Below are 20,749 nucleotides of genomic sequence, written 5' to 3'. Positions count from 1 at the left end.
TGAATCTTTATTCATAAGGGGTGTTTTAATGGAATTTCCAAAAGGAGAAATAGGTAAACGAATACGCTATTTGCGTAGGCTGCAAGGGTTGACGTCAGAAGAGCTCGCTAAACTTGCTGGAGTGAGTCAAAGTATGATTTCCCAAATAGAAAGAGGACTGGTTTCTCCTTCTTTGGAGACGCTTTGGAAGTTGGCGCATAGTTTGAAGGTTCAGGTGTTTTCATTTTTCGAAACGGAAGAACCTTCTGCAGTTACCATTTCACGGGCTGGCGAAGCTAAAGTGGTGAAGCGGATACGACCGAATGTGAGTTATGAGTTGTTGTCCCCAAGTACTGGGAAGCAGATGAGTTTTTTCAAGATGATTGTGGCGCCTGGTGAGGATTTGGATGTGCCATTTTTGTTTCATGGTGGCGAGGAGTGCGGCATGATGCTTTCGGGTTGTTTACGCGTGGAGTTGGAAGGCGGCGTTCATACGATTTGTAAGGGTGATAGTATTTACTTTGATAGCTCGCTACCGCATCGTTTTTTTAATGTTGGGGATGAGGATGCCGTTGCGGTTTGGACGATGACTTCTAGTTTTTAAGCGTTTGTCGTTTATAATTTATAGTAGTAACTGAAATGCCCTTTGTTTTTGCAAAGGGCATTAGCTTTATTATCGTATTTATTAAAAACAGCCATGTAGAGCGCCAAGTAATGTAAAAATGATGAGATGATCAAAAATTGCGATGAGTGTTGACCTTTTTGAAAGAAGGCCGAATAATGCATTTTTCACGTACACCATTTTGATAAAGATTCCGATGATAAAACCAATTATTGCTCCTTGCAGACATGTATCCGCTCCAGTCATTTGAATGAGAAGCGCCATGAGAAACGAACTGATGAATGCGATAAGGACGGAGTAAATATATTTAACTGGTCCATTGCTTGCATTCTCTTTTTTGCCAGATAGAAGAACCGAGTAATAGATTCCCCCGTACACCATATACAATAGCCCTCCAGCTATAATGGCGATGTAGTTTAAATTGCTCCAATCGATTGACACGGTTATCCCACCTTATTTGCGTCTTTTAACGCTTCTGTACGTACTAGCTCCATAAAGTCATTTACTACTTTTTCGTTTTGTTTTTTGCTGCCCATCTTAGATAACATGCGTCCCATGAAATTGACACCTTCGTTTTGACCAGTGTAGATAAATCTAGTTGTTTGCTCGTCAACTTTTATGAGGGTGAAGCCAGCTTGAATTTTAAATAGGTTTGCTAATGTGAACTCGATTTTGTTGTGTTTTTTGTGTGTGGTGTTTTCGTACTCGATGTCCGTTACGATATACGTTTGGGTTCTTTTGCCTTCTTTGTATGTTTGCTGATAGGTGGAGCCGACGACGCCTTCTTTTATTTCTAGTGGTTTGTGTTCTACGATGTTTGGCATGATTCTTTGGATGTTGTCGAGGTCAAATAGATTCCATAATATTTCGATTGGGGCTGGGATCGTGATTTCTTTGTGCCATGTTAGCATGTGAGCGCTCCTTTTATAGGTAATAGTTGGTCATTTTTTCTAAAGTGTACCATATTTATGAGTGAATGTAATGCTTGTTTTTGCGGGTTTGTCGCGTTGAATGGGGATTATTTTAGCAATTTATATGCATGATCGTTTCGGTGTTATGGGGAGTGCTTAGGAAGTCGGCCCTATCTCATATTAAGTGAACTCTTTACTTTGGGAAAATGGTTGCTTTCGGCTATTGGATGGTTGCTTAGGGGAGTAATTTGGTTGCTCTCGGGGGAGGTTTAGTTGCTTTCAGCGGTCAGTTGGTTGCCCTTAGCCATTTTTTAGGATTATTTTATTGGGAAATCACTTAATATTAGGATCTGACGAGGGGCAACATTAGGCTTGTCGATCGTTTTGCTTGGGATTGTTAGTAAATCTGCTCTATCTCATATTAAGTAAACTCTTTACTTTGGGAAATGGTTGCTTTCGGCTATTGGATGGTTGCTTAGAGGAGTAATTTGGTTGCTCTCGGGATAGGTTTAGTTGCTTTTAGCGGTCTGTTGGTTGCGCTTAGCCATTTTCTGGATTATTTTATTGGGAAATTACTTCATATTAGCATTAAGTTGGGGCATATGAGGCTTTTCGCTTCTTTATTTTAGAAATTAGAAAAGGACCGCCTGGTTTGAGGCGGTCTTTTGGTATGAATAGCGGTTCGCTGAGCGCTTTAATTCAATTTGTTGCTTGTTATATTAATATAGAAGAAAGTATGTCAACGGCTTGGTCGATTTCTTCGGTTGTAACGGTTAGTGGTGGCAGGAGTCGGATGACGTTAGGGCCTGCTGACACTAGTAATAGACCTGCTTGCTCCGCTTTTGTGACTAAGGCTGAAACATCTTCTTCGCATGCGATGCCAAGTAGAAGGCCTGAGCCGACTATTTTGTGGGTTGGTAGTGCTTCTTTTAATTTACCCAAAAAGTACTCGGACTTTTCATTCACGGAGTTTATAAATTCGGTCTGGAACACATTGTCTAGAACGGTTTGTGCAACAGCTACTGCTAGTGGGTTTCCACCGAATGTTGTGCCGTGCGTGCCGGGGCTGAATGTGTCATATAACTCACCTGTGCCGAGCATGGCACCAATTGGGAAGCCGCCGCCGAGACCTTTTGCGAGCGTCACAATGTCCGGTTTTAGGACGGTTTGCTCGTAGGCGTAGCGAGTTCCGGTGCGTGTGATACCTGTTTGCACTTCGTCGATGATGAGCAAGATGTCTTTTTGTGCACAGATATCTGCAATTGCTTGTGCGAAAGCTGGTGTAACTTGATTTACTCCGCCTTCTCCTTGGATGACTTCGAGCATAATTGCTGCAACTTCATCGTCGATTACAGCGTCGAGAGCAGGTATGTCATTGAACGGGACAGTTCGAAAAGTTTCGAGTAATGGCCCGAAGCCTTGGCGTATTTTGTCTTGACCCGTTGCGGACATGGCGCCGAACGTTCGACCATGGAATGATTTTTCGAAAGTGATAATGACGTGTTTGCCTGTATGCTTGCGCGCCATTTTGATCGCAGCTTCGTTTGCTTCTGCTCCGCTGTTACAGAAAAATACGTGTGCAAGATGCGTATCTTCAACCAGTGTCGCTGCTAGTTTTTCTTGTTCTGGACTTTCGAATAAATTCGAAGTGTGCCATAGTTTTTCGCTTTGTTGTTGAATGGCTTCTACAATTGCAGGATGTGCATGGCCGAGACTTAGCACGGCGATGCCACTTGTAAAATCGAGATATTCTTTTCCTGTATCGTCTGTTACGATTGTGCCTTTTCCTTGCACGAGATGAACTGGGCGGCGTGCGTAGTTTTGAAATAATGCACTCATGCGAATACCTCCTGCTGTAAAATAGTCGTGCCTTCGAGTGATTCTCCGACGATTTGGACGGACGGGATGCCTTCTGCCAGGCAGTCTAGTGCCGCAGTTACTTTTGGAATCATTCCTCCGTATATGTCTTCGGATTCGATCCAGTTGTTTATTGCAGATGCTGTTACGACTTGTTGCACTTCCCCGTTGATTTTAATGCCTGGTGTGTCGGTTACTAGTAGCAGGCTTTCTGCTTTTATTGCTAGTGCGATTTTACTCGCTACTGTGTCCCCGTTTATGTTCAGTGGTGTGCCGTCATTGGCGCAACCGAAGCAAGAAATAACTGGCGTAATACCGTTTGCAAGCAGGGTTTCTATGAGATTGTTATTTACTTCTTTTATTTCTCCGACAAAGCCGTATGTTTCTTTGTCCAGGAAATCACAAGTTAGTAAGTTGTCATAGCCGCTTAGTCCGATTGCGGTCATTCCACCTTTGTTCAACTGGTGAACTAGAGTAGGGTTTACTTGACCGACTAGGACCGACTGGACGATGGTCACAGCCTCTTTGGATGTTACGCGGATTCCGCCTATTGTTGTAGATGCGACGCCATTTTCAGCTAGTTGTTTATTGATAGCTGGACCTCCACCGTGGACGATGATGAGGTCGGTTCCTTGTTTTTGCAGTCTTTTGAAGTTCGCGATATGGTTTTCGTTCAAACGTTCGAGCATGCTGCCGCCAAGTTTGACGACGATGCGTTTAGGAGCGGTAGGTTGCGTTGATTTGGACATAGTCATATGTTAAATCACACCCCCACGCTAATCCTTGGCCGTCTCCTTGGTTTAGTTCGACGGTAATTTTCACTTCATGTTGCTTTAAATAATTAAATAAATCTTCCTCTGAGAAAGGAATTGGTTCGCCTTTTTCGACTAAGTTGGCGTCTCCGATTTTAATCTTAACTTCATTAGGATCAAACTTAGCACCACTACGACCTACAGCAGCGATGATTCTTCCCCAGTTTGCGTCGCTCCCAAAAATAGCTGTTTTGACAAGTGGAGAGCCTACTACGGTTTTCGCAACTTTGCGTGCTTCCTCATCTGTTGCTGCTCCTTGCACTTCTACTTCGATTAGCTTTGTCGCGCCTTCCCCGTCTTTTGCAATCATTTTCGCTAAATCTTGTGAGACTGCATGGAGTGTTTGGACAAAGCTTTCCCACTCTGGATGATCCGGTGTAAGCGTGTTATTTTCCGCTAGACCATTTGCCATAACGACAACCATGTCATTTGTCGACGTGTCGCCGTCCACTGTAATGGAGTTGAACGTTACGTCGGTGATCGATTTAAGTGCCGCTTGAAGATGATTCGATTCGATGTTCGCGTCGGTTGTAATAAATCCTAGCATCGTCGCCATGTTCGGCTCAATCATTCCAGAACCTTTTGCAGTTCCAGCAAAGATTACTTCTTTCCCGTCGATTGTCGTTTTGTATGATGTATTTTTTGTAACTGTGTCTGTTGTCATGATCGCTTGAGCGAATCCCATCGCTCCTTCTAGTTCATCGATTGGGTAGAGTTTTTGAATGCCTTCGAGCAGTGGCTCCATTTTCATAATTTCACCGATTACTCCAGTAGAAGCAACGCCTACTAGGTTTGGATTGATGCCTAGTTTTTCGGCTGTTTTTTGTTGCATTGTGTAGGCATCAGCCATCCCTTGTTTACCCGTACATGAGTTTGCGTTTCCTGAGTTGACGATGATCGCTTGCATTTTGCCGGTGGTTTGCACGACTTCTTTTGTTACGAGTAGTGGTGCTGCTTGGAAAACGTTTGTTGTGAATACGCCGGCAACACTTGCTGGAACGTCGCTAACTAGTAGTGCTAAGTCTTTTTTCTTATGCTTAAGTCCACAGTGGATCCCGGTAGCTTTGAAGCCTTTTGGTGATGCTATATTTTTATATGAAATTGATTTCATCGTAGTTACTGTTGTCAAATGAATTCCTCCTAGTTTTAAATGAATAAAGGGACTTGCTGGAGGCCAGTCATTTGATCCAAACCGAACTGTACGTTCATGTTTTGAATCGCTTGCCCGGCTGCTCCTTTCACTAAGTTATCGATAACCGAAACGATAGTCGCTCGGTTCGTTCTGGGGTCTAGTCTCACATGTATATCACAGAAGTTCGAGCCGTACACTTGGTTCGTGCCGAATTTGTTCGTTTCTTTAATGATTCGGACAAACGGGTGGTTGGCGTATGTTTCTTCTAATGCATTTGTGAGTTGTTGTTCTGTTACCCCTGACGTTACGGGTGCATAACTAGTGGATATAATCCCTCTTGTCATCGGTACTAGATGAGTTGTGAATGTGACCGGTGATGTTTTGCCTGCAAAGTTGCTGATTGCTTGCTCAATTTCCGGTATATGTTGGTGTTCATGGATTTTGTAAATGGCTGTGTTTTCGTTTGTTTCACTAAAATGCGTCATTTGGTTTGGTTTGTTGCCGGCACCAGAAATTCCGCTTTTTGCATCGATTACGAGACCGGATGCATCAATTAGGTTTTCTTTAATAAGTGGAAGTACGGAAAGTAGCACTGCCGTCGGGTAACAACCCGGGTTTGCGATTAGTTGTGCTTGTTGAATTGCTTCTTCGTTCCATTCAGTTAGGCCGTATACACTTTTTGCGATTGCTTCCGGTGGTGCTGGTGTTTTTTTATACCATTGCACGTATTCGGTTGCATCTTTTAGACGGAAGTCACCTGACAAATCGATGAGTTTCGGTCCTGCTCCGATTAATGGAGGTAAAAGTTCTGTAGAAACCCCTGATGGCGTGCTAGTGAAAATGACGTCGTAGTTTGCTAGTTTGTCATTTTCAATTTTTAATAACGGCTGGTCGTGAATATTCATTAAATGTGTATATTTATTCGAAAACTGTATTCCCTCTTCCGAAGAAGTGAACAAATCAATGTTTTCAACTTCTTGGTGGTTATGAAGAAGCCGAATCAACTCTAGTCCTCCATAACCCGTTGCACCAATAATACCAACTTTCATTTCGTTCACCTCTTCGTTTATATTAAAATTAGTATAATACTGCATAAATATAAAGTCAAATGTATTTTTATATATTTCGAAATTCGTAGTTTTTGAGATATTACAGAATTGTTACTGATGCCAGGCACCAGTAACAATTCCCCGGATATAAAAAAAAGAGGGCGATTCGCTGGGGAGTCGCTCTCTTTTTTGGTGTATCATTATTTGTTGTGATTGTTTCCTTCTTTGTTTTTATTTCCTTGATTGCCGTTATTCTGATTTCCTTGATTATTATTGTTGTTTTGATTTCCTTGGTTATTGTGATTATTATTTCCTTGATTGTTGTTGTTTTTCTTCTCTAATTTTTTTTCTGCTTTTTCGGTTTTCTTTTGTAATTTTTCTTGTTGCTTCTCTTGCTTGATTTCTTGTTTTTCTACTTTAGGCTGTTGATTTTCCTTAGCTGGTGCTTGCTCCCCACTCTTATTTTCATAAACAGGCGGTTGTACCGGTGCAGGCTTTTGTTCTTTCTTTATTGTTGGTTCTGGTGCTTGTTCCGTTTTTCTCAGTTGTTTGATTGTTTGATTGTTTTTGTTTGCTTTCGTTCTTTCTTCTTCTGTGCTTTCGGATACGTGCCAGGACCGATCAGCGTGCTCATTTTGAACTGTGCGGACTGCTTCTTCTACGATTTTCTTTGTATCTGCCTGTTCTTCGTTTTCGTACACCATGGTTATTTCCAGTTTTTCTACTTTGGGATTCATCTGACTTACCGCTTTATCAAGTACAATCGCTAAAGGGAGTCCTTCCCATTCATCTATATTTACACTTGGCGTTTCATCTAAGGACCTTAGAGACACAACGTTGCCTTTCTGATTTACTCCTAGTTCTAATGCTGTTTCCCCTTCCAACTGCACATAAGCTGCTAACGCGCTACTCGTTTGAGGAATTAAGGATGCCACTAAAAATACAAGCAACACTGCTGCGACAAGCGCTGGTCCAACGAAGAAGGGTTTCATTCGCTTTCGACGGAGCGTGGGTACTGCTACTAAATGGAATTCCGCTTCCTCTCCCACTTCCGGATTCGGGATGTTTGGAATACCACGTAGAAACTCGCCTTCCTTCGTCAGAAAAACCATATATTCATTTTTCTTCTCGCAAACAATGCCCTTGTATGTGCGCATCATATGATTTCTCCTTTTACATACTCTTTTATATAAACGAAGTCACTGTTTAACAGTATTACTACGGCAATCATATATTTGCGATGCCGTTCCAATGTTTTTCGAGATACCTCGACGATTGCTTCGATTTCTTTCAATGGTAGTTGTTTAGTTTTCATTAAATGATCATATAATTGTTCGGTTTCCGCAATAATTTGTGCTATTTGAAATGCCGTTTTTCTTGCATCCGCATGCTTCGGCGCTACATTTGTAAGCTCTTCAAATGATAAATTATATTCCGCTAATAATTCACGGTAATGGATTAGTTCTTCTCGTCTTGTAGCTGTTCGCTGTTCTTCTATGTATGTACTGATGGATTGTTTATCCAATAAGAAATGTTGTTCCGATGTAGCTGCTTGTTCTTCGGAAGCTTGCATTAATAGCACTTTCTCGTTTCTAGCAGCTTCTTTTCGAATGAAATCGACCATGCGTCTTTTGATGATTAAATGGGCAAATGTTTGAATAGAGGCATCTTTTGATGAATCAAAAGCCATCACTGCTTCGTGAAATCCATTCATCGCCACACTAAATTCTTCATCATGCTCATCAATTGGCCTTTTGCAAATAAAGGATGCCGTTTTTTTTATGAATGGGGTAAAGGCGAAAAGGAGGTCACTAAGAACCTCCTCATCGCCTGCTTTCGCCTTTTGAGCAAGCTCATTCGTTGTTTGTTTTGTTTTGAATAACCCTTGAATAATGGACAAAAGCATACATACCCTCCGTTCTCCCTTTGACCTGTTGCCTTTTATTGTAAAGGGCTAATCGGTAAATGAAAAGCGGTTATTTTTGTGAAATGATTAATCTTCGTTTTCATCTTCGTCTTTTTTGTTCTTTTTGTTTTCGTGCTTTTCCGCTTTGTGTTCTGCTTGTAATGCTTTGCGTTCTTCTTTATGTTCTTCTTGAAGGGCTTTACGCTCTGCTTTTTGTTCTGCTTGAAGTGCTTTACGTGCGTCTTTATTGGAATGATCTTTAGGCTCTTCTTTTACAGGAGCTTCAACAACTGGCACTTCAGTTTTTGGCTTCTCTACTTTTGGTACCTCTGTTTTCGGAGCTTCTACTTTTGGTTCCTCCATTTTAGGCTCTTCTACTTTTGGAGCTTCCACTTCTTCTTGAGATGCTTCAAATTTTTCGATTGCACGCTCCGCATTACGTTTGATTGCCGCTTTTGCAGTCTCGTTTCCGGCATTATCATATGCTTTTGAGAGCGCTTCTAAGTTTCCTGCTGTGTATCCTTCAGGAATTGTAATGCCAATCCCAACAGAGTCGCCTGTTGTAACAATAGATTTTACAGTGTCACTTGTCGTAACCTCCGTTGTTTTTTCCGATGCTTTTTCTTTCATTACATCTTTCAAATCAACCGTATCGAACAAGTTTTCATTTGCCCATGCATAGCCAGCACCTGTTAATGTCATCGTTGCCACTAATAGAGCTGCTCCAGTTTTCTTAAATTTCATATGCATATTCCAATCACCTCGAATAGAATTTTGTCCGTGCTTCTTTGATCGGACACTCTATTATTCGTAAGCATATTTCCGTTTATGGGGGTCACGCGTTAAGAAAAGTATATTACAGATATGTTACGGGTGCCTGGCACCAGTAACATGTCTGTAATATAGATTTTTGATGGGTTTTGTCGCGTTCGCGGATTGGTTTGTCGCATTCACGGCGTGCTTTGTCTCGTTCAGCTATATTTTTCAAAAAAAAAAATTGTTACGAGTGCCTGGCACCAGTAACAATTATTTTAGATTATAGGTAATCATAAAAGGTGCCATTTAGAAGTAAAGTGATGTCACCTATTACTCCTATACAAAAAAAGACGAAATAATAGGTTGCTTTTGTTACTTCTTTGTTAAAAAGCTCTTTCAGTGCTTGGATAAATAATTGTTCAAATTTGAACCAGCTTAAAATCCAAGCAATTAGTAGAAAGGAAACGATTGTCATTAATAATATACCTCCATCCTCTAACTAACAATTTCGTTGCATCCAAGAGCTATTAGCTATTTTAGGAGTTATTCTCTATGGATGTGGCTTTTTTTCGTTTGTGTTTTTTCCACATGTCTTCGGCTGCTCCGGATCCAAGCATCACTCCGATAACGATAAGGAATAAGCCGATGAAATGACGACCTGTCAGTATTTCGCCTAGGAAAATAGCAGAGAGAATTAGAGAGAATAGTGGATTTAGGTTCATGAATATGGCCGATTTCGTTGCGCCCGCATTCCCAACTGCGTAGTTGTACATCATATGTCCGATAGCCGTGCAAATGATGGCAGATGTTAGAAATATTGTCCAAAATGATATGTTCGTTTCTGCAAACTTAAAGATGCCGCCTGGTTCTTGTATAAAGCTAATGATAATCAATACGACTGAACCGATTAACAGCATATATGCAGTGAGCAGTCTTGGATCAAGTGTTGCCGCTGCTTTACTTACGACCATATAGCTGAGTACTTGCGCTAAAATAGCGAGGAATACGTAGAAGTCTCCGATATTCGCTCCATTTGATTCGCCTCCACCAACTAAAATGGAGACGCTCACTCCTGCAAGCCCAAATACTAAACCAAGCCATTGGATTTTAGTTGGAAAGTATTTTAATAAAATAGCTGCGGAAATTGCTGTTAACATTGGACCCGTCCCTAAAATGAGTCCGCCGTGGGTTCCGCTTGTGATGGATAAGCCAATATTGAGGAAGTAGTGATGCAGGACGACGTTTGTTAAAGAGCCTAGTAATATAAATTTCCACTCTTGTTTGGTCGGTTTACGTAATAGTTTCATTTTCCACAAAATCACAAAAACTACTATACCAGCGCATAGTATTCGAAAAGCCGTAAGTGTCACGGGTGGCACTATGGTTATTAAATATTTTAATATAGGAAGGTTAGCTCCCCAAACGAACATGACGAACACGAGCATGGCATAAATTTTCCATTCTTTCACTTGAAGACCTCCTTGTTAAAATACGTCATTTGTTTTCTAGATTTATAAACTCAATGCTATTATTGCAAATAGCGATAAAGTAACCGGCACTCCTACTTTGTATATGCCGAATAGTTTTGGGTCTCTTCATTATAAATGTATGACATACTAGCCCTTTATAGCTTATGTTAGCACAAGTATTGACCCTACGAATTAGCAAAAAAATAATGGGAAACTAAGGATATCATTATACTCCTTTACTGATAGCTTATTCAAGAGGATGGATCGATTGTTACAGGGATGTTACTGGTGCCAGGCACCAGTAACATCCCTGTAATAACACTGCAAAATGCAAAACAAATCCAGCTGTTGCCAGGGGCAACGGCTGGATTTGTTTATTTGTATGTTAGGTATTTGACGTAGTCTTTCCATCCGACTGCTTTGATGCTGTTCCAAGATGGGAGATCACGTGGGAATGGTAGAAAAGCTGGTGCTTCGTCGGTTTTTAAGTCCGCGTTTAGTACGATGCTGTCGCTTTGTAATCCTTCTGTTAAAATAGCGTGTTGTTTTAAGTCGAACGGTACGGTTACGAGTGTTCGCATGATTTTCCCGTCTTCTGAAAGTGTGTATACTTCTGCAGTTTCTTCTGACCGGTTTAGTAGCCAATCTCCTTTGACGCGAATAGCGTTTTCGGCTTCGTTTGTAATGATGACGGAGTTTATATTGGCTGCAAAAGGCAATGTTTCTAGTTGTTCGTCTAGTTGAATTAGTACTTCGTATACAGGTTCTTTTGCTTCAGCGCCAAATTGTTCGTATGTTTTTAGCCATTTGGATTCTTTTGCTGGCACTTGGGCTTTGGCATATACAGTTCCTTCTACTACGCCATCTCGATGGGTCGAGTAGTTATTCACGCGTTGGCCTTCGTTTAATTCGTGCCATTCTGCTTCTTTTGCGTAAGTGATGACTGATTTTTCATTCGAATAAATGGTAATAAAGTAAGTTCCGTTTCGTTCTTCGATTGCAGCGATATTCCCGTCTATTGGGCTTAGTAACGCCGTTTCGCCCGAATCTTGACTTAGTTGGGTGCTGACCATTTGTAACTTGCGGTCTATTTCAGCAATTTTTTGTTCTGTTTGTGCAATTGCTTGGGCAAAATTTCCTTCTGGTGAAATGTTCACGTCAACTTGTACATTTACGCCATTTTCCTCATCCGCAGTTGAATGGTTGCTAGTCGAATTCGAATTAGCCCCACCACGCTCCGATTCGAGATTATCTAGAATTTCATAAAGCTTTGATTGTTCTTCCATAAACGCCTGTTGCTCGGTTTCCCAGTTTGCGCGCTGTGTCTCCGCTGACTTTGTATTTAGTAGCGCAAGTTCGGTTCCTTCTTGGACTGCGTCACCTTCTAACACAACGATGTCGCTAATAGTATCCACATCAACCGTGACGGTCATTTCATTTACCGGCACGACAACTGATTCTTTTTCGAGTTCTTTCGCATATGTACTTTCATGTACGCGGTCATATTCATGTACATAATACGATCTTGCTATTTCGCTTTTATTGGAGAATAAAAGAATGGCATTTGTTGCAATGAATGTAGATACCACGATGGCAATACCGATTGTTACCACTCTATTCATACGGCTTGCCCCCCTTCGATCCACGTTTCAATTGGAAGTACTTGGATTCCTGCTGTGAATAAAGCGAGAATCAGTTGGATTACTATTAAAATAATGAATAGATTGCGAGCTGACATTTCCGAAAATGCTCGTAAAAAATGAAACTGGATGGCAATTATAAGTCCAGTAATTAACGTTAATTCATTGAAAAAATAAGTAAAGAATTCACTGTCTAAAAAAGTTGCTGCAAGTGGTCCAAATGACAAAAGCGAAAAATCCGTAGTATAGCCTGCGATTGCATATAAGAAAAAGACAAATGCTTTTTCCATTAAAAGTAGTGCTACTACAAATAGCTGTATTACCGCAGCTTTCGACAGTTCAATATTCGTTATCTTATGTAAAAGAAAGGCGATTCCGAAAAAATGAAACGCCATATAAAGGATAGACCAAATAATCGCCCCTATTAAAGAAGTCGCCCTCGCGATGACGAATGTATCTTCAAAGCCACCTACAAATAGTGTGGTGAGACCTTCTGTATGCATGCCCCATATATCTCGAAGCGCAAACAAGAGGACCCCAAGTATCGCGACTAGCCATACACGCTTTTCAAAGCCGCGCATGTTCGAATCTTTTAGTGATCCAATTAACTCATTTCGGTTGAAAAGATATTTCCAAAATCGAAATTCAAAAAACATTCCATTGTTCCCCCTCTTATGGCTGAACAGTTACTTCCACATAAGCACCAGTTTTCATCATTTCTCCAGTTTTCGCTTGAAATGTCGGATGAATGAGTAGTAAGTAGGCTGCTCCTTTTTCAAGTGGTGCTGTTGGTGTTAAGACAAACTGATTATGCGATTTTTGCTTAATGTCGACTTGCACATTGCTCGCAGATCCCAGTTTGATTAATTCCATTTTTTGCTGTTTGGTTGGTATTACGGTATTTGAAAATGTTACGGTAAATTCTTTCGTTGTTGGCACCTTTTGTAATGTTGGCATTTTTTTATAGGTTTTATTTGCTTCAACAATCGCGTCTAAATGGGCTTTTACTAGTTCTTGCCCAACTGTTGTCGTAATTTGTGGCTTCACACCGGTTTTATGGATCATTGTTCCTTTTGGTCCTGTGAAATTTGCCACCGTTAGTTTTAAGTAAGAACCATCCGATAGGTTGTAAAATGATTGCATGGAACCTTTTCCATACGTTGTTTGACCGTACAATGTCGCAGATTTTTGGTCAAGTAGTGCCCCAGCAACCATTTCAGAAGCACTTGCACTATACCCATTTACGAGCACTTTTGTGTTTGCCGGAAATAGGGATGATTGCTGCACAGATTTCACTAGTCCATCTTGGGCTCTCGTGTGAAGTGCATATGCATAAGGACTGTTTGGAAATAAACCGACCATTTCCTCCGCGGTATGTACAAAGCCACCACCATTATTTCGTAAATCCACTATGAATGAAGTTGCTCCTTGTTTTTGAAGTGCCTCTTTTGCCTGCTGTACAAGCGTTGCACCATCATCAGAAAATGTAGTCAGTTCGATATATCCAACATTTCCATATAAAAGTTGCTTCGACATAGCTGGAACCGTAAATTGGCTGCGTGTTATGTTGTACGTTTTTGTTAGATTAGTAGTTTTTAGTACTTCTAGTTGCACCGTTGTTCCCGCTTTACCAGTAATGAGCGAAGATGCCTGATGAATCGACATGCCTTTCGCATTTGTACCGTCAATCGATACAATAATATCGCCGGGCTCCATCCCAGCAAGTGCTGCAGCTGCTCCTTCAAACGTGTTCACTATTTGAATTCCTTTTTCATGCTCTTCAATTATGACACCAATACCAGTTGTCGTATTGTTAATACCGCTTGTGTACGCTTCAAATTCTTCTTTCGTAAAATATGTAGAATACGGATCCAGTTGCTCTATTATGCCATCAATCGTCGGCAAGCTTTGTAAATTGGAAGGAAGCTCACCTATATAATTTTCACTAACTAGTTGTTTTACTTCATCTAACGGAGCTGCCGCCGCTTTCATCGGTAATCCCAACAAGCCAGTCATCATCAGTACTGCTGCTATTGCAGTAATCCTCCTCATACCAATTCCCCTTTCTTGCCTGTATAAACCTATATTACCTCAAACAGCCTTCATCTGCAGTAAATTCTCCGCTCTCTAAACGAAATTATCAATATTACAAAGTTGATACTGGTGCCAGGCACCAGTAACAACTTTGTAATATTACGCAATTAGATCCGTATTATTTGTTAGGTTATAGGGGATGGTGGTTGTAACTTTTGGCCATATTTTTCGACTTATACATTAAATCGAGATATTTCCCGGGAAATTTACACGAAAAGGAGTTTAAAATATATGAGAATCGACAAATTGAACGGTTTAAGTTGGGGGATATTTTCTTTAGTGTACTTGGATCAAGTGGGTTCGTTTTATTTTTGTACTTTTTTACATCGTTATAACTTTGTAAAAACATAAAACACCTATCGATTTTTTTTCGTTAGGTGTTTTTATGTGTTCGTATTATTCAATTGGGAAACCTCCGTTAAATTCTTTAAATTGTAGCAATTTATTGAACAAGGCTGCGTCTTTATGAAGTAATGCATAGTCGATCATGCGTTCATAGTTTTTTTCCTCAAATTCCTCTATAGCTTCTGAGACGCCCTCCAAAGATGAAGAGCCTAAATTCATTTGAGCACTATTTTCAATAATTACTTGTAAATGCATATGAATATCTGAAACGAGTAATAATTGATAAAGTGGTAGACGGATAAATCGATTCCCTTTTTGGAAGACAAATATATCTGCTAGGTTTTCCACTTGCAATGTTTCTGTATGAACAATAATTTCTTTCCCTTCCACCGGTATGAACTGGAACAATTCATCATCTTTCCGGATGGAGAAGTATTGATATGCAAATACTAATTTTATTCGATTGCCTTCTAGCTTCGTGTAAAATGGTTTCATCAATTGTACGAGTAACATGTCATCCCTCCTCTAGTTAGAATTTTCTGACTACTATTAGTTTATCATATTTTTCATATTTCGTGTAGTGCATCTTGCTCTACACTTAGCTGTTTCAGAGACTTTATAGTAAATAATTAATGAGAAAAAAGCAAATGCTTGATGCACTTGCTTTTGGAATTTATTATTTTACTAGAAGAGCGGTTGGTTCATTTCTTTCTTTAGAATAATGAAAAAAACCAACCTTTCTAGGGCTATATCTAACTGCAAATGTTTGGAATACTTTTTGCAAAATTTCCGATTCCGTTAGTTCTCCTTCTCTTTCTAAGTAGAACGAAAACGTTTCTGTTTCAAAATCTAATTCCAAATCATAAATCGTGAAATCTTCCGCTACAATTTGTTTAATACTAGTTTCAACTTTTTCGGGATTTCTAATAAAATACTTTAGATCGCTTGTTTTAGCACCAACTAATTTTATTCTTTCTAGTTCCATCATCGGTTGGTCATTTTGAACATTTAATAAATCAGGTATATGCAATTCGATTTTCCTCATCTTTTACAATCCCTTTCTATCAATTTAATCCCTAAATTTCACATCATTGTAGTAAGATACTAATACCTATATACTACAAAAGTTTAAACGATCTATTAAAATCTCCATTTTGGCGATTTTCATTATTCTTCCCTCTTATTTCGATATTCTTGTTTCATTGGATAGGAGGGAATTGTATGGCCTTTTATGAGCGCATTCGCGAGTATCGTGAGCAACTGGAAATTACACAAATCGAAGCCTCTAAAAGATTAGGCATCGATCATTCTGTCTTGTCGAAATATGAGCGGGGGGACCTTTCCATTCCAATTGAGTTATTAGACAAATTTTTTGTCGTGTATCGTATACCAGAAAAAGAGTTTTTGGATATGCTAATAGGTACAAAATTAAAAAGGAATAACCCTGGATTAGAAGCGAGAGAAAGTAGAGAACGATATCTGGAGTCCTTTCAAGAAGAATATATTGCACAACTTATTCCCCTAAAAGAGTTTCGAGAGTTAGTCATGGATGTAATAACTGTTACTTCTGATGAAAAAGAACGTAGACGTCTCCTTCAAAATAAACGAAAAAACCATTAAAGTTTTTACTTGGACTGCTCTGAAGAGAGCACGAGTGAAAGCTTTTTTTAAGATCTGTGAGGCTTTGACTTTAGGCCTTCCCCTACTATGTCTACTCGTTTTGTATTCTTCTCCCCACATAGAAAAGTGGGACACTTTTGCTAAATAAAGTTAAAAATTGAAGGTGTGGCTTTTAATCTGCTTCGACTATAAGTATAATGGAAGGAAAGCCTTTTTTCTTAGGAGAGATTCCCTTGACCCTTACTTCTTACCAAAAACTTGCCGCGCATTATAAAAAATATATAAACCAATCGATGGGTACGATAAAAGATAAGCTACATCCTGCTATTTTAGAGGATGAGGAGCTTGTTCGACGTGCCGCTTTTTTTGTGCGAAATGGAGCGGTTTCCATTTCTAATTATTCACCACAGGAGCACAAAATCGATTTCACGGTTCGTGATGTGAGCAATATTGAAATATCTTATAGCCTTTTACATGATCGTTTTAACTGTCCTTGCCCGATGCAAAAACCTTGTCGGCATATAGTGGCAGCTGTTTTTTATTTGTATCAACAAAATGATTCGTTGTCGACGTGGATTTCGGAATGGCGTTCCAATGATGATTTGACCCAGTTAACTTTGTTAAAAGATGAACGTAGTCCTAGAAATTGGGAGCTAATTGTGGAAAACTTTTTCCGGAAGTTTATTTCCCAATATCCGCCTACTAGTTTTTACTTGTTAGAGTTTGCTGTGCATGATTTGAAAGCGCAAATTCGAAAGTCTCGACCTTTTGAGCGCGAATGGCAGCCAATCTATGATGTATATGTAAACCTTTCAATACTCGTTAAAATTTGGCCATATATAGAGCCGTTTGCGGATTCTAATATGCGTAATCGTGTTTTTCATTTTCTACATGATTATGTAGAAGAAGTGGATGACTATTTGGCACAACTTGCTTCCAAACCGAGAATGTTTGCGGCAGATCCCTTTTATGACGATATGATGGAACGTGTTCGCACATTTTATTTTGAAACGGAATCCCTTTTTCGTTTCCGAAAACATGTGTATTTAGCATTTTGGGATGCGCTTGTGACAGACAAAGCGAAAAGAATAGAAGAGGTTAAGTATTTAGAGCAACTAGATAAAACCGATGAAGATATTCCTTTAAATATCGTTTTGCCGTATTTTTATCTCACGCTATCGATGACCGATGAGTTGCTTGCTGCAGCTGAAAAGATGGAAACAGAGCAACTTTTAGAATGGCTAGAAGTGTGTGAAAAAGCGCTTCAGATGACCAACAAAGATATGGTGAATAACCTTGCAAGAAAATTATTGCCGCATATTTCCCACTATTTAAATGAAGTAGTAACGAATCCATCCCGTGTTATGCTCATTCGCCGGTTAGAATTATTATTTGCAGCGATCCAGCTAGAACCAGAAGAATTTGAAAAGCTATATCAATCATTTGGGCTGTATGGGATACAGTCTTATTCGACTTTGTTGTTAAAAGAGAAGCGTTATCGTGATTGGATGGCGCTACATCAGTCTGCAAATTCATCGCTTGAATATGCTGAGGCGTGCGGGCTATCTATTGTCAAAGAAGAAGCTCCAGATGTATTGCTCCCGCTCTATCATCATTATGCGATGCGCTTTATCCAAGAAAAGAATCGGTATAGCTACAAACAAGCCGTTCGAATTTGGAAAAAGATGAAACAAGTAGCAAAGAAATCAAATGACACGGATTATTGGAATGCATATGTAGAGAACGTACGTGAAAAATACAAACGCCTTCGTGCATTACAACAAGAAATAGAGAAAGGAAACTTGCCATTATGACCCAGCCTTTATCTATTACAAAAGACTTTTCGCTCAAAATTAATACAACTGAAAACGGGTATTTCCATTTAACGACTTCAAGTACCCCTGTCGAACAGTGGGTTCCTAACTTATATATAGACCATCGAGAAAGTTTTTTTGGACTAACCGCACAATTGGAAGACAATGCACTTATTGCTTCACCTGTTGAATTGGTTGAACTTTTTTCTGGGAAAACACATCCTTTCGTCACTTTTTCCGGGGTAAATGAGGATTCTAGAGAATGGCTGCAAACGTTTAAAGAAGCTGCAAATGTATGGGGGAGCCCAGACTTATGGGACCAACTACAACTAAAAGACAATACGTTTGAAGTAAATGCTCCTATAGAAGAAAAAGCGAAGGCACTTATTTCGAATGCTGTAACACAAAAACTTTATCAAGCTGGTCTTGCGATGGAAGATGTACCTGCACTTATCCCGTTTTTCCAAGAAGGCGGATGGCCGATAAAATCGCAAACTACACACCCGAATGTACTCGTCGCATTACGATTATCCGAACCAGAAGCACTCGATGATACATGGCTACTCGAAACCGTCGTTCGTGGGAAGAAAAGCAGTGTATACTGGACACCTGCATTTCGTAAAAAGTCACTACCGATCAAAGACGCATTACCCGATAAATGGAATGAATTTAGCCATTTTATAGAAGAAATACAAACGAAAATGTTTTCACTTATTTCTTCGATTGATAGCCTAAATCCAGAAAGTTTCTTCTCATCCACTTTATCTGATGAAGAAGTTCGTGTATTCCTTCGAGATGACTTAGTAAAATTACAAGCGCTCGGATTTGAAATTGTCCTTCCTGCATGGCTAAAAGCAGTAAAAGAGACGAAAATGCGCGTTAAAACGATTGCGAAAACGGCTAATACGTATAAAACTACCGCCGGGCTTAATGAAATTTTGCAATTTAACTGGAGTTTCTCTTTAAACGGGCAAGAAATTTCTTCAGAAGATTTTCAGCGACTTGTAAATGAAAATCGTTCGTATATTCAAGCAGGAAATGAATGGTTCCGTATAGATGCTGCTTGGATGCATGAAATTAGGGAGTTAATGAAGAAATCAGAAGATGAAAACTGGACAGTGAAAGAGCTATTATTCCGCGAGATTCCAGAAGAAATGGCATTAATGTTAGATGATGACGACCAGTCCGATGAGGATCCTTTATTCCAATTTGAAATGCAGAAATCACTCCAAACGCTGATGGAACAACTTTCAGAGAAAAAAGGATTTCCTGCTGTCGAGGTTTCGCCTAGTTTATTGACAACGCTTCGACCTTATCAACAACTTGGTCTAGAATGGCTTGTATTTATGCGAAACGAGCAATTTGGTGCTTGTTTAGCGGATGATATGGGACTTGGTAAAACGGTCCAATTAATCTCCTATTTATTGCATGTGCATGAAAGTGAAAAGCGACAAACCCCTTCGCTTATCATTTGCCCGACTTCTGTTTTAGGAAACTGGCAAAAAGAGTTGGCAAAGTTTGCGCCTTCTTTGAAAGTTCAAACGCATTATGGGTCCGCTCGTACGAAAGAAATAGATATGACCGCAGATGTTGTTATTACAACATTCGGTACGGCTATGCAAGATGTGGAATCACTAGAAGAAGTCACTTGGTCTAGTATTACACTCGATGAGGCACAAAACATCAAAAACATGCATACGAAACAGTCTCGTGCTATTCGAAAACTTGCTGGTGCGCATCATATTGCTTTAACTGGTACTCCTGTAGAAAATAGATTGTCTGAACTATGGTCTATTTTCGATTTTATTCATAAAGGCTATTTAGGTTCGTTCCGTAAGTTCCAGGAAAACTATATTGCGCCGATTGAACGAGATAATTCAGATGCTACGAAGCATAAGCTACGGATAAAAATACAGCCGTTCTTATTAAGAAGAACAAAACAAGATCCAGAACTACTGCTGAACTTACCGGAAAAACTGGAACAACGAGAATACTGCGCATTGACTACCGAGCAGGCAGCACTGTATGAATCACTTATCCAAGAAACGGTGAGCAAGCTTGACACACTTACTGGTTTTGAGAAAAAAGGACTTATTTTAAAAATGCTTAGTAAGTTAAAGCAGCTTTGTAATCATCCCGCACTTTATTTAAAAGAGCCGTTTGATGATGCGGAAGACATGCTTGAACGCTCTGAAAAGCTGGCGCAAATCGTAACACTTGCAGGAGAAATTGCGGCTCGTGGCGAACAATGTCTCATTTTCACGCAATATATTGGCATGGGGCATTTATTGCAGCATTGCTTAACGGAATTATATGATGTGGATGCACCATTTTTAACTGGAAGTATGCCGAAAAATCAGCGTGACCATTTAGTAGAGGCTTTTCAAGCGAAGGAATTCCCTGTTTTCCTTTTATCTTTAAAAGCTGGTGGAACTGGTTTAAATTTAACAGCAGCAAGCCATGTGCTGCATGCTGACCGGTGGTGGAATCCCGCTGTCGAAAATCAGGCAACCGACCGTGCATATCGAATTGGTCAAACGAATTTTGTGCATGTGCATAAATTCATCACGATTGGGACAATTGAAGAAAAAATTGATAAATTACTTGTTGAAAAACAAGCATTATCTGAAGAGCTCATTCATTCGAGCCAGTGGATTACGGAAATGTCTGATGCAGATATAAAAGATTTGTTAACGTTATCGATCTGATTTTTTTTATAAAACCTGACCGTGCTTCTTTCGGT

Annotated in this window: 20 protein-coding genes; 4 read left to right on the top strand and 16 right to left on the bottom strand. The window is 39.9% G+C overall.

What is annotated here, in order from left to right:
• The first annotated feature begins 28 nt into the window (after positions 1 to 28).
• Entirely contained in the window at positions 29 to 583 is a 555-nt protein-coding gene (locus tag FG383_RS03070; RefSeq protein ID WP_142605382.1) for a helix-turn-helix domain-containing protein, read from the top strand.
• An 81-nt stretch (positions 584 to 664) separates the two neighbouring features.
• Here FG383_RS03070 and FG383_RS03065 read toward each other — a convergent pair whose 3' ends face one another.
• From FG383_RS03065 to FG383_RS02990, 16 genes are all read right to left on the bottom strand, one after another.
• On the bottom strand, positions 665 to 1,042 hold the full coding sequence (locus tag FG383_RS03065) for a DUF1761 domain-containing protein (RefSeq protein WP_142605381.1): 378 nt from the start codon (positions 1,040 to 1,042) through the stop codon (positions 665 to 667).
• A gap of 2 nt (positions 1,043 to 1,044) precedes the next feature.
• Positions 1,045 to 1,512, bottom strand: a complete 468-nt coding sequence (locus tag FG383_RS03060; protein WP_142605380.1) for an SRPBCC family protein — start codon at positions 1,510 to 1,512, stop codon at positions 1,045 to 1,047.
• Positions 1,513 to 2,226: 714 nt separating this feature from the next.
• Positions 2,227 to 3,351, bottom strand: coding sequence for an acetylornithine transaminase (locus FG383_RS03055; RefSeq protein ID WP_142605379.1), 1,125 nt, complete (start codon positions 3,349 to 3,351; stop codon positions 2,227 to 2,229).
• Positions 3,348 to 4,124: an acetylglutamate kinase gene (argB, locus tag FG383_RS03050; RefSeq protein ID WP_142605378.1), complete on the bottom strand. Its 777-nt coding sequence runs from the start codon at positions 4,122 to 4,124 to the stop codon at positions 3,348 to 3,350. The genes FG383_RS03055 and argB overlap by 4 nt, the downstream gene beginning before the upstream one ends.
• Entirely contained in the window at positions 4,087 to 5,292 is a 1,206-nt protein-coding gene (argJ, locus tag FG383_RS03045; protein ID WP_185907831.1) for a bifunctional ornithine acetyltransferase/N-acetylglutamate synthase, read from the bottom strand. The genes argB and argJ overlap by 38 nt, the downstream gene beginning before the upstream one ends.
• A 35-nt stretch (positions 5,293 to 5,327) precedes the next feature.
• Positions 5,328 to 6,362: an N-acetyl-gamma-glutamyl-phosphate reductase gene (gene argC, locus FG383_RS03040; protein WP_142605376.1), complete on the bottom strand. Its 1,035-nt coding sequence runs from the start codon at positions 6,360 to 6,362 to the stop codon at positions 5,328 to 5,330.
• A gap of 200 nt (positions 6,363 to 6,562) precedes the next feature.
• On the bottom strand, positions 6,563 to 7,519 hold the full coding sequence (locus FG383_RS03035; protein ID WP_142605375.1) for an anti-sigma factor domain-containing protein: 957 nt from the start codon (positions 7,517 to 7,519) through the stop codon (positions 6,563 to 6,565).
• Positions 7,519 to 8,268, bottom strand: a complete 750-nt coding sequence (sigI, locus tag FG383_RS03030; RefSeq protein WP_142605374.1) for an RNA polymerase sigma-I factor — start codon at positions 8,266 to 8,268, stop codon at positions 7,519 to 7,521. The genes FG383_RS03035 and sigI overlap by 1 nt, the downstream gene beginning before the upstream one ends.
• A gap of 87 nt (positions 8,269 to 8,355) precedes the next feature.
• The gene (locus FG383_RS03025; protein ID WP_142605373.1) at positions 8,356 to 9,018 is read right to left on the bottom strand and encodes a hypothetical protein; all 663 of its coding nucleotides are present in this window, start codon (positions 9,016 to 9,018) and stop codon (positions 8,356 to 8,358) included.
• Between the two features lie 286 nt (positions 9,019 to 9,304).
• Positions 9,305 to 9,499 (bottom strand): hypothetical protein, encoded by a 195-nt coding sequence (locus FG383_RS03020; RefSeq protein WP_142605372.1) that lies wholly within the window; start codon positions 9,497 to 9,499, stop codon positions 9,305 to 9,307.
• Positions 9,500 to 9,560: 61 nt separating this feature from the next.
• Entirely contained in the window at positions 9,561 to 10,493 is a 933-nt protein-coding gene (locus tag FG383_RS03015; protein WP_142605371.1) for a DMT family transporter, read from the bottom strand.
• 374 nt (positions 10,494 to 10,867) lie between these two features.
• Entirely contained in the window at positions 10,868 to 12,115 is a 1,248-nt protein-coding gene (locus FG383_RS03010) for an efflux RND transporter periplasmic adaptor subunit (RefSeq protein WP_142605370.1), read from the bottom strand.
• Positions 12,112 to 12,789, bottom strand: coding sequence for a hypothetical protein (locus FG383_RS03005; RefSeq protein ID WP_142605369.1), 678 nt, complete (start codon positions 12,787 to 12,789; stop codon positions 12,112 to 12,114). Before FG383_RS03005 ends, FG383_RS03010 begins: the two co-directional genes overlap by 4 nt.
• Before the next feature lie 16 nt (positions 12,790 to 12,805).
• A complete protein-coding gene (locus FG383_RS03000; protein ID WP_142605368.1) occupies positions 12,806 to 14,185 on the bottom strand; it encodes a S41 family peptidase in 1,380 nt (459 codons plus the stop codon).
• Positions 14,186 to 14,623: 438 nt separating this feature from the next.
• A complete protein-coding gene (locus FG383_RS02995; protein ID WP_142605367.1) occupies positions 14,624 to 15,085 on the bottom strand; it encodes a transcriptional regulator in 462 nt (153 codons plus the stop codon).
• A 163-nt stretch (positions 15,086 to 15,248) separates the two neighbouring features.
• Positions 15,249 to 15,617, bottom strand: a complete 369-nt coding sequence (locus FG383_RS02990) for a hypothetical protein (protein ID WP_142605366.1) — start codon at positions 15,615 to 15,617, stop codon at positions 15,249 to 15,251.
• A 176-nt stretch (positions 15,618 to 15,793) separates the two neighbouring features.
• Between FG383_RS02990 and FG383_RS02985 the strand changes: the two genes are divergently transcribed.
• The 3 genes from FG383_RS02985 (at position 15,794) to FG383_RS02975 (ending at position 20,714) form a co-directional block, all read left to right on the top strand.
• Entirely contained in the window at positions 15,794 to 16,192 is a 399-nt protein-coding gene (locus tag FG383_RS02985; protein WP_142605365.1) for a helix-turn-helix domain-containing protein, read from the top strand.
• A gap of 233 nt (positions 16,193 to 16,425) precedes the next feature.
• Positions 16,426 to 18,006: a hypothetical protein gene (locus FG383_RS02980; RefSeq protein ID WP_142605364.1), complete on the top strand. Its 1,581-nt coding sequence runs from the start codon at positions 16,426 to 16,428 to the stop codon at positions 18,004 to 18,006.
• Positions 18,003 to 20,714, top strand: coding sequence for a DEAD/DEAH box helicase (locus tag FG383_RS02975; protein WP_142605363.1), 2,712 nt, complete (start codon positions 18,003 to 18,005; stop codon positions 20,712 to 20,714). Before FG383_RS02980 ends, FG383_RS02975 begins: the two co-directional genes overlap by 4 nt.
• Positions 20,715 to 20,749: the final 35 nt, after the last annotated feature.

The organism is Psychrobacillus soli (assembly GCF_006861775.1).
In the GTDB taxonomy this organism is placed as follows: Bacteria; Bacillota; Bacilli; order Bacillales_A; family Planococcaceae; genus Psychrobacillus; species Psychrobacillus soli.
Note: the sequence above shows the minus strand (reverse complement) of the source record. Positions and strands in the feature narration are given on the sequence as shown.

Bases quoted from the DNA above. Each gene is read 5' to 3' on its own strand.
- FG383_RS03070 (WP_142605382.1), top strand. From the start codon at position 29: ATGGAATTTCCAAAAGGAGAAATAGGTAAACGAATACGCTATTTGCGT.
- FG383_RS03060 (WP_142605380.1), bottom strand. From the start codon at position 1,512: ATGCTAACATGGCACAAAGAAATCACGATCCCAGCCCCAATCGAAATA.
- FG383_RS03055 (WP_142605379.1), bottom strand. From the start codon at position 3,351: ATGAGTGCATTATTTCAAAACTACGCACGCCGCCCAGTTCATCTCGTG.
- argB (WP_142605378.1), bottom strand. From the start codon at position 4,124: ATGACTATGTCCAAATCAACGCAACCTACCGCTCCTAAACGCATCGTC.
- argJ (WP_185907831.1), bottom strand. From the start codon at position 5,292: ATGAAATCAATTTCATATAAAAATATAGCATCACCAAAAGGCTTCAAA.
- argC (WP_142605376.1), bottom strand. From the start codon at position 6,362: ATGAAAGTTGGTATTATTGGTGCAACGGGTTATGGAGGACTAGAGTTG.
- FG383_RS03035 (WP_142605375.1), bottom strand. From the start codon at position 7,519: ATGCGCACATACAAGGGCATTGTTTGCGAGAAGAAAAATGAATATATG.
- sigI (WP_142605374.1), bottom strand. From the start codon at position 8,268: ATGCTTTTGTCCATTATTCAAGGGTTATTCAAAACAAAACAAACAACG.
- FG383_RS03025 (WP_142605373.1), bottom strand. From the start codon at position 9,018: ATGCATATGAAATTTAAGAAAACTGGAGCAGCTCTATTAGTGGCAACG.
- FG383_RS03020 (WP_142605372.1), bottom strand. From the start codon at position 9,499: ATGACAATCGTTTCCTTTCTACTAATTGCTTGGATTTTAAGCTGGTTC.
- FG383_RS03010 (WP_142605370.1), bottom strand. From the start codon at position 12,115: ATGAATAGAGTGGTAACAATCGGTATTGCCATCGTGGTATCTACATTC.
- FG383_RS03005 (WP_142605369.1), bottom strand. From the start codon at position 12,789: ATGTTTTTTGAATTTCGATTTTGGAAATATCTTTTCAACCGAAATGAG.
- FG383_RS03000 (WP_142605368.1), bottom strand. From the start codon at position 14,185: ATGAGGAGGATTACTGCAATAGCAGCAGTACTGATGATGACTGGCTTG.
- FG383_RS02995 (WP_142605367.1), bottom strand. From the start codon at position 15,085: ATGTTACTCGTACAATTGATGAAACCATTTTACACGAAGCTAGAAGGC.
- FG383_RS02990 (WP_142605366.1), bottom strand. From the start codon at position 15,617: ATGAGGAAAATCGAATTGCATATACCTGATTTATTAAATGTTCAAAAT.
- FG383_RS02985 (WP_142605365.1), top strand. From the start codon at position 15,794: ATGGCCTTTTATGAGCGCATTCGCGAGTATCGTGAGCAACTGGAAATT.
- FG383_RS02975 (WP_142605363.1), top strand. From the start codon at position 18,003: ATGACCCAGCCTTTATCTATTACAAAAGACTTTTCGCTCAAAATTAAT.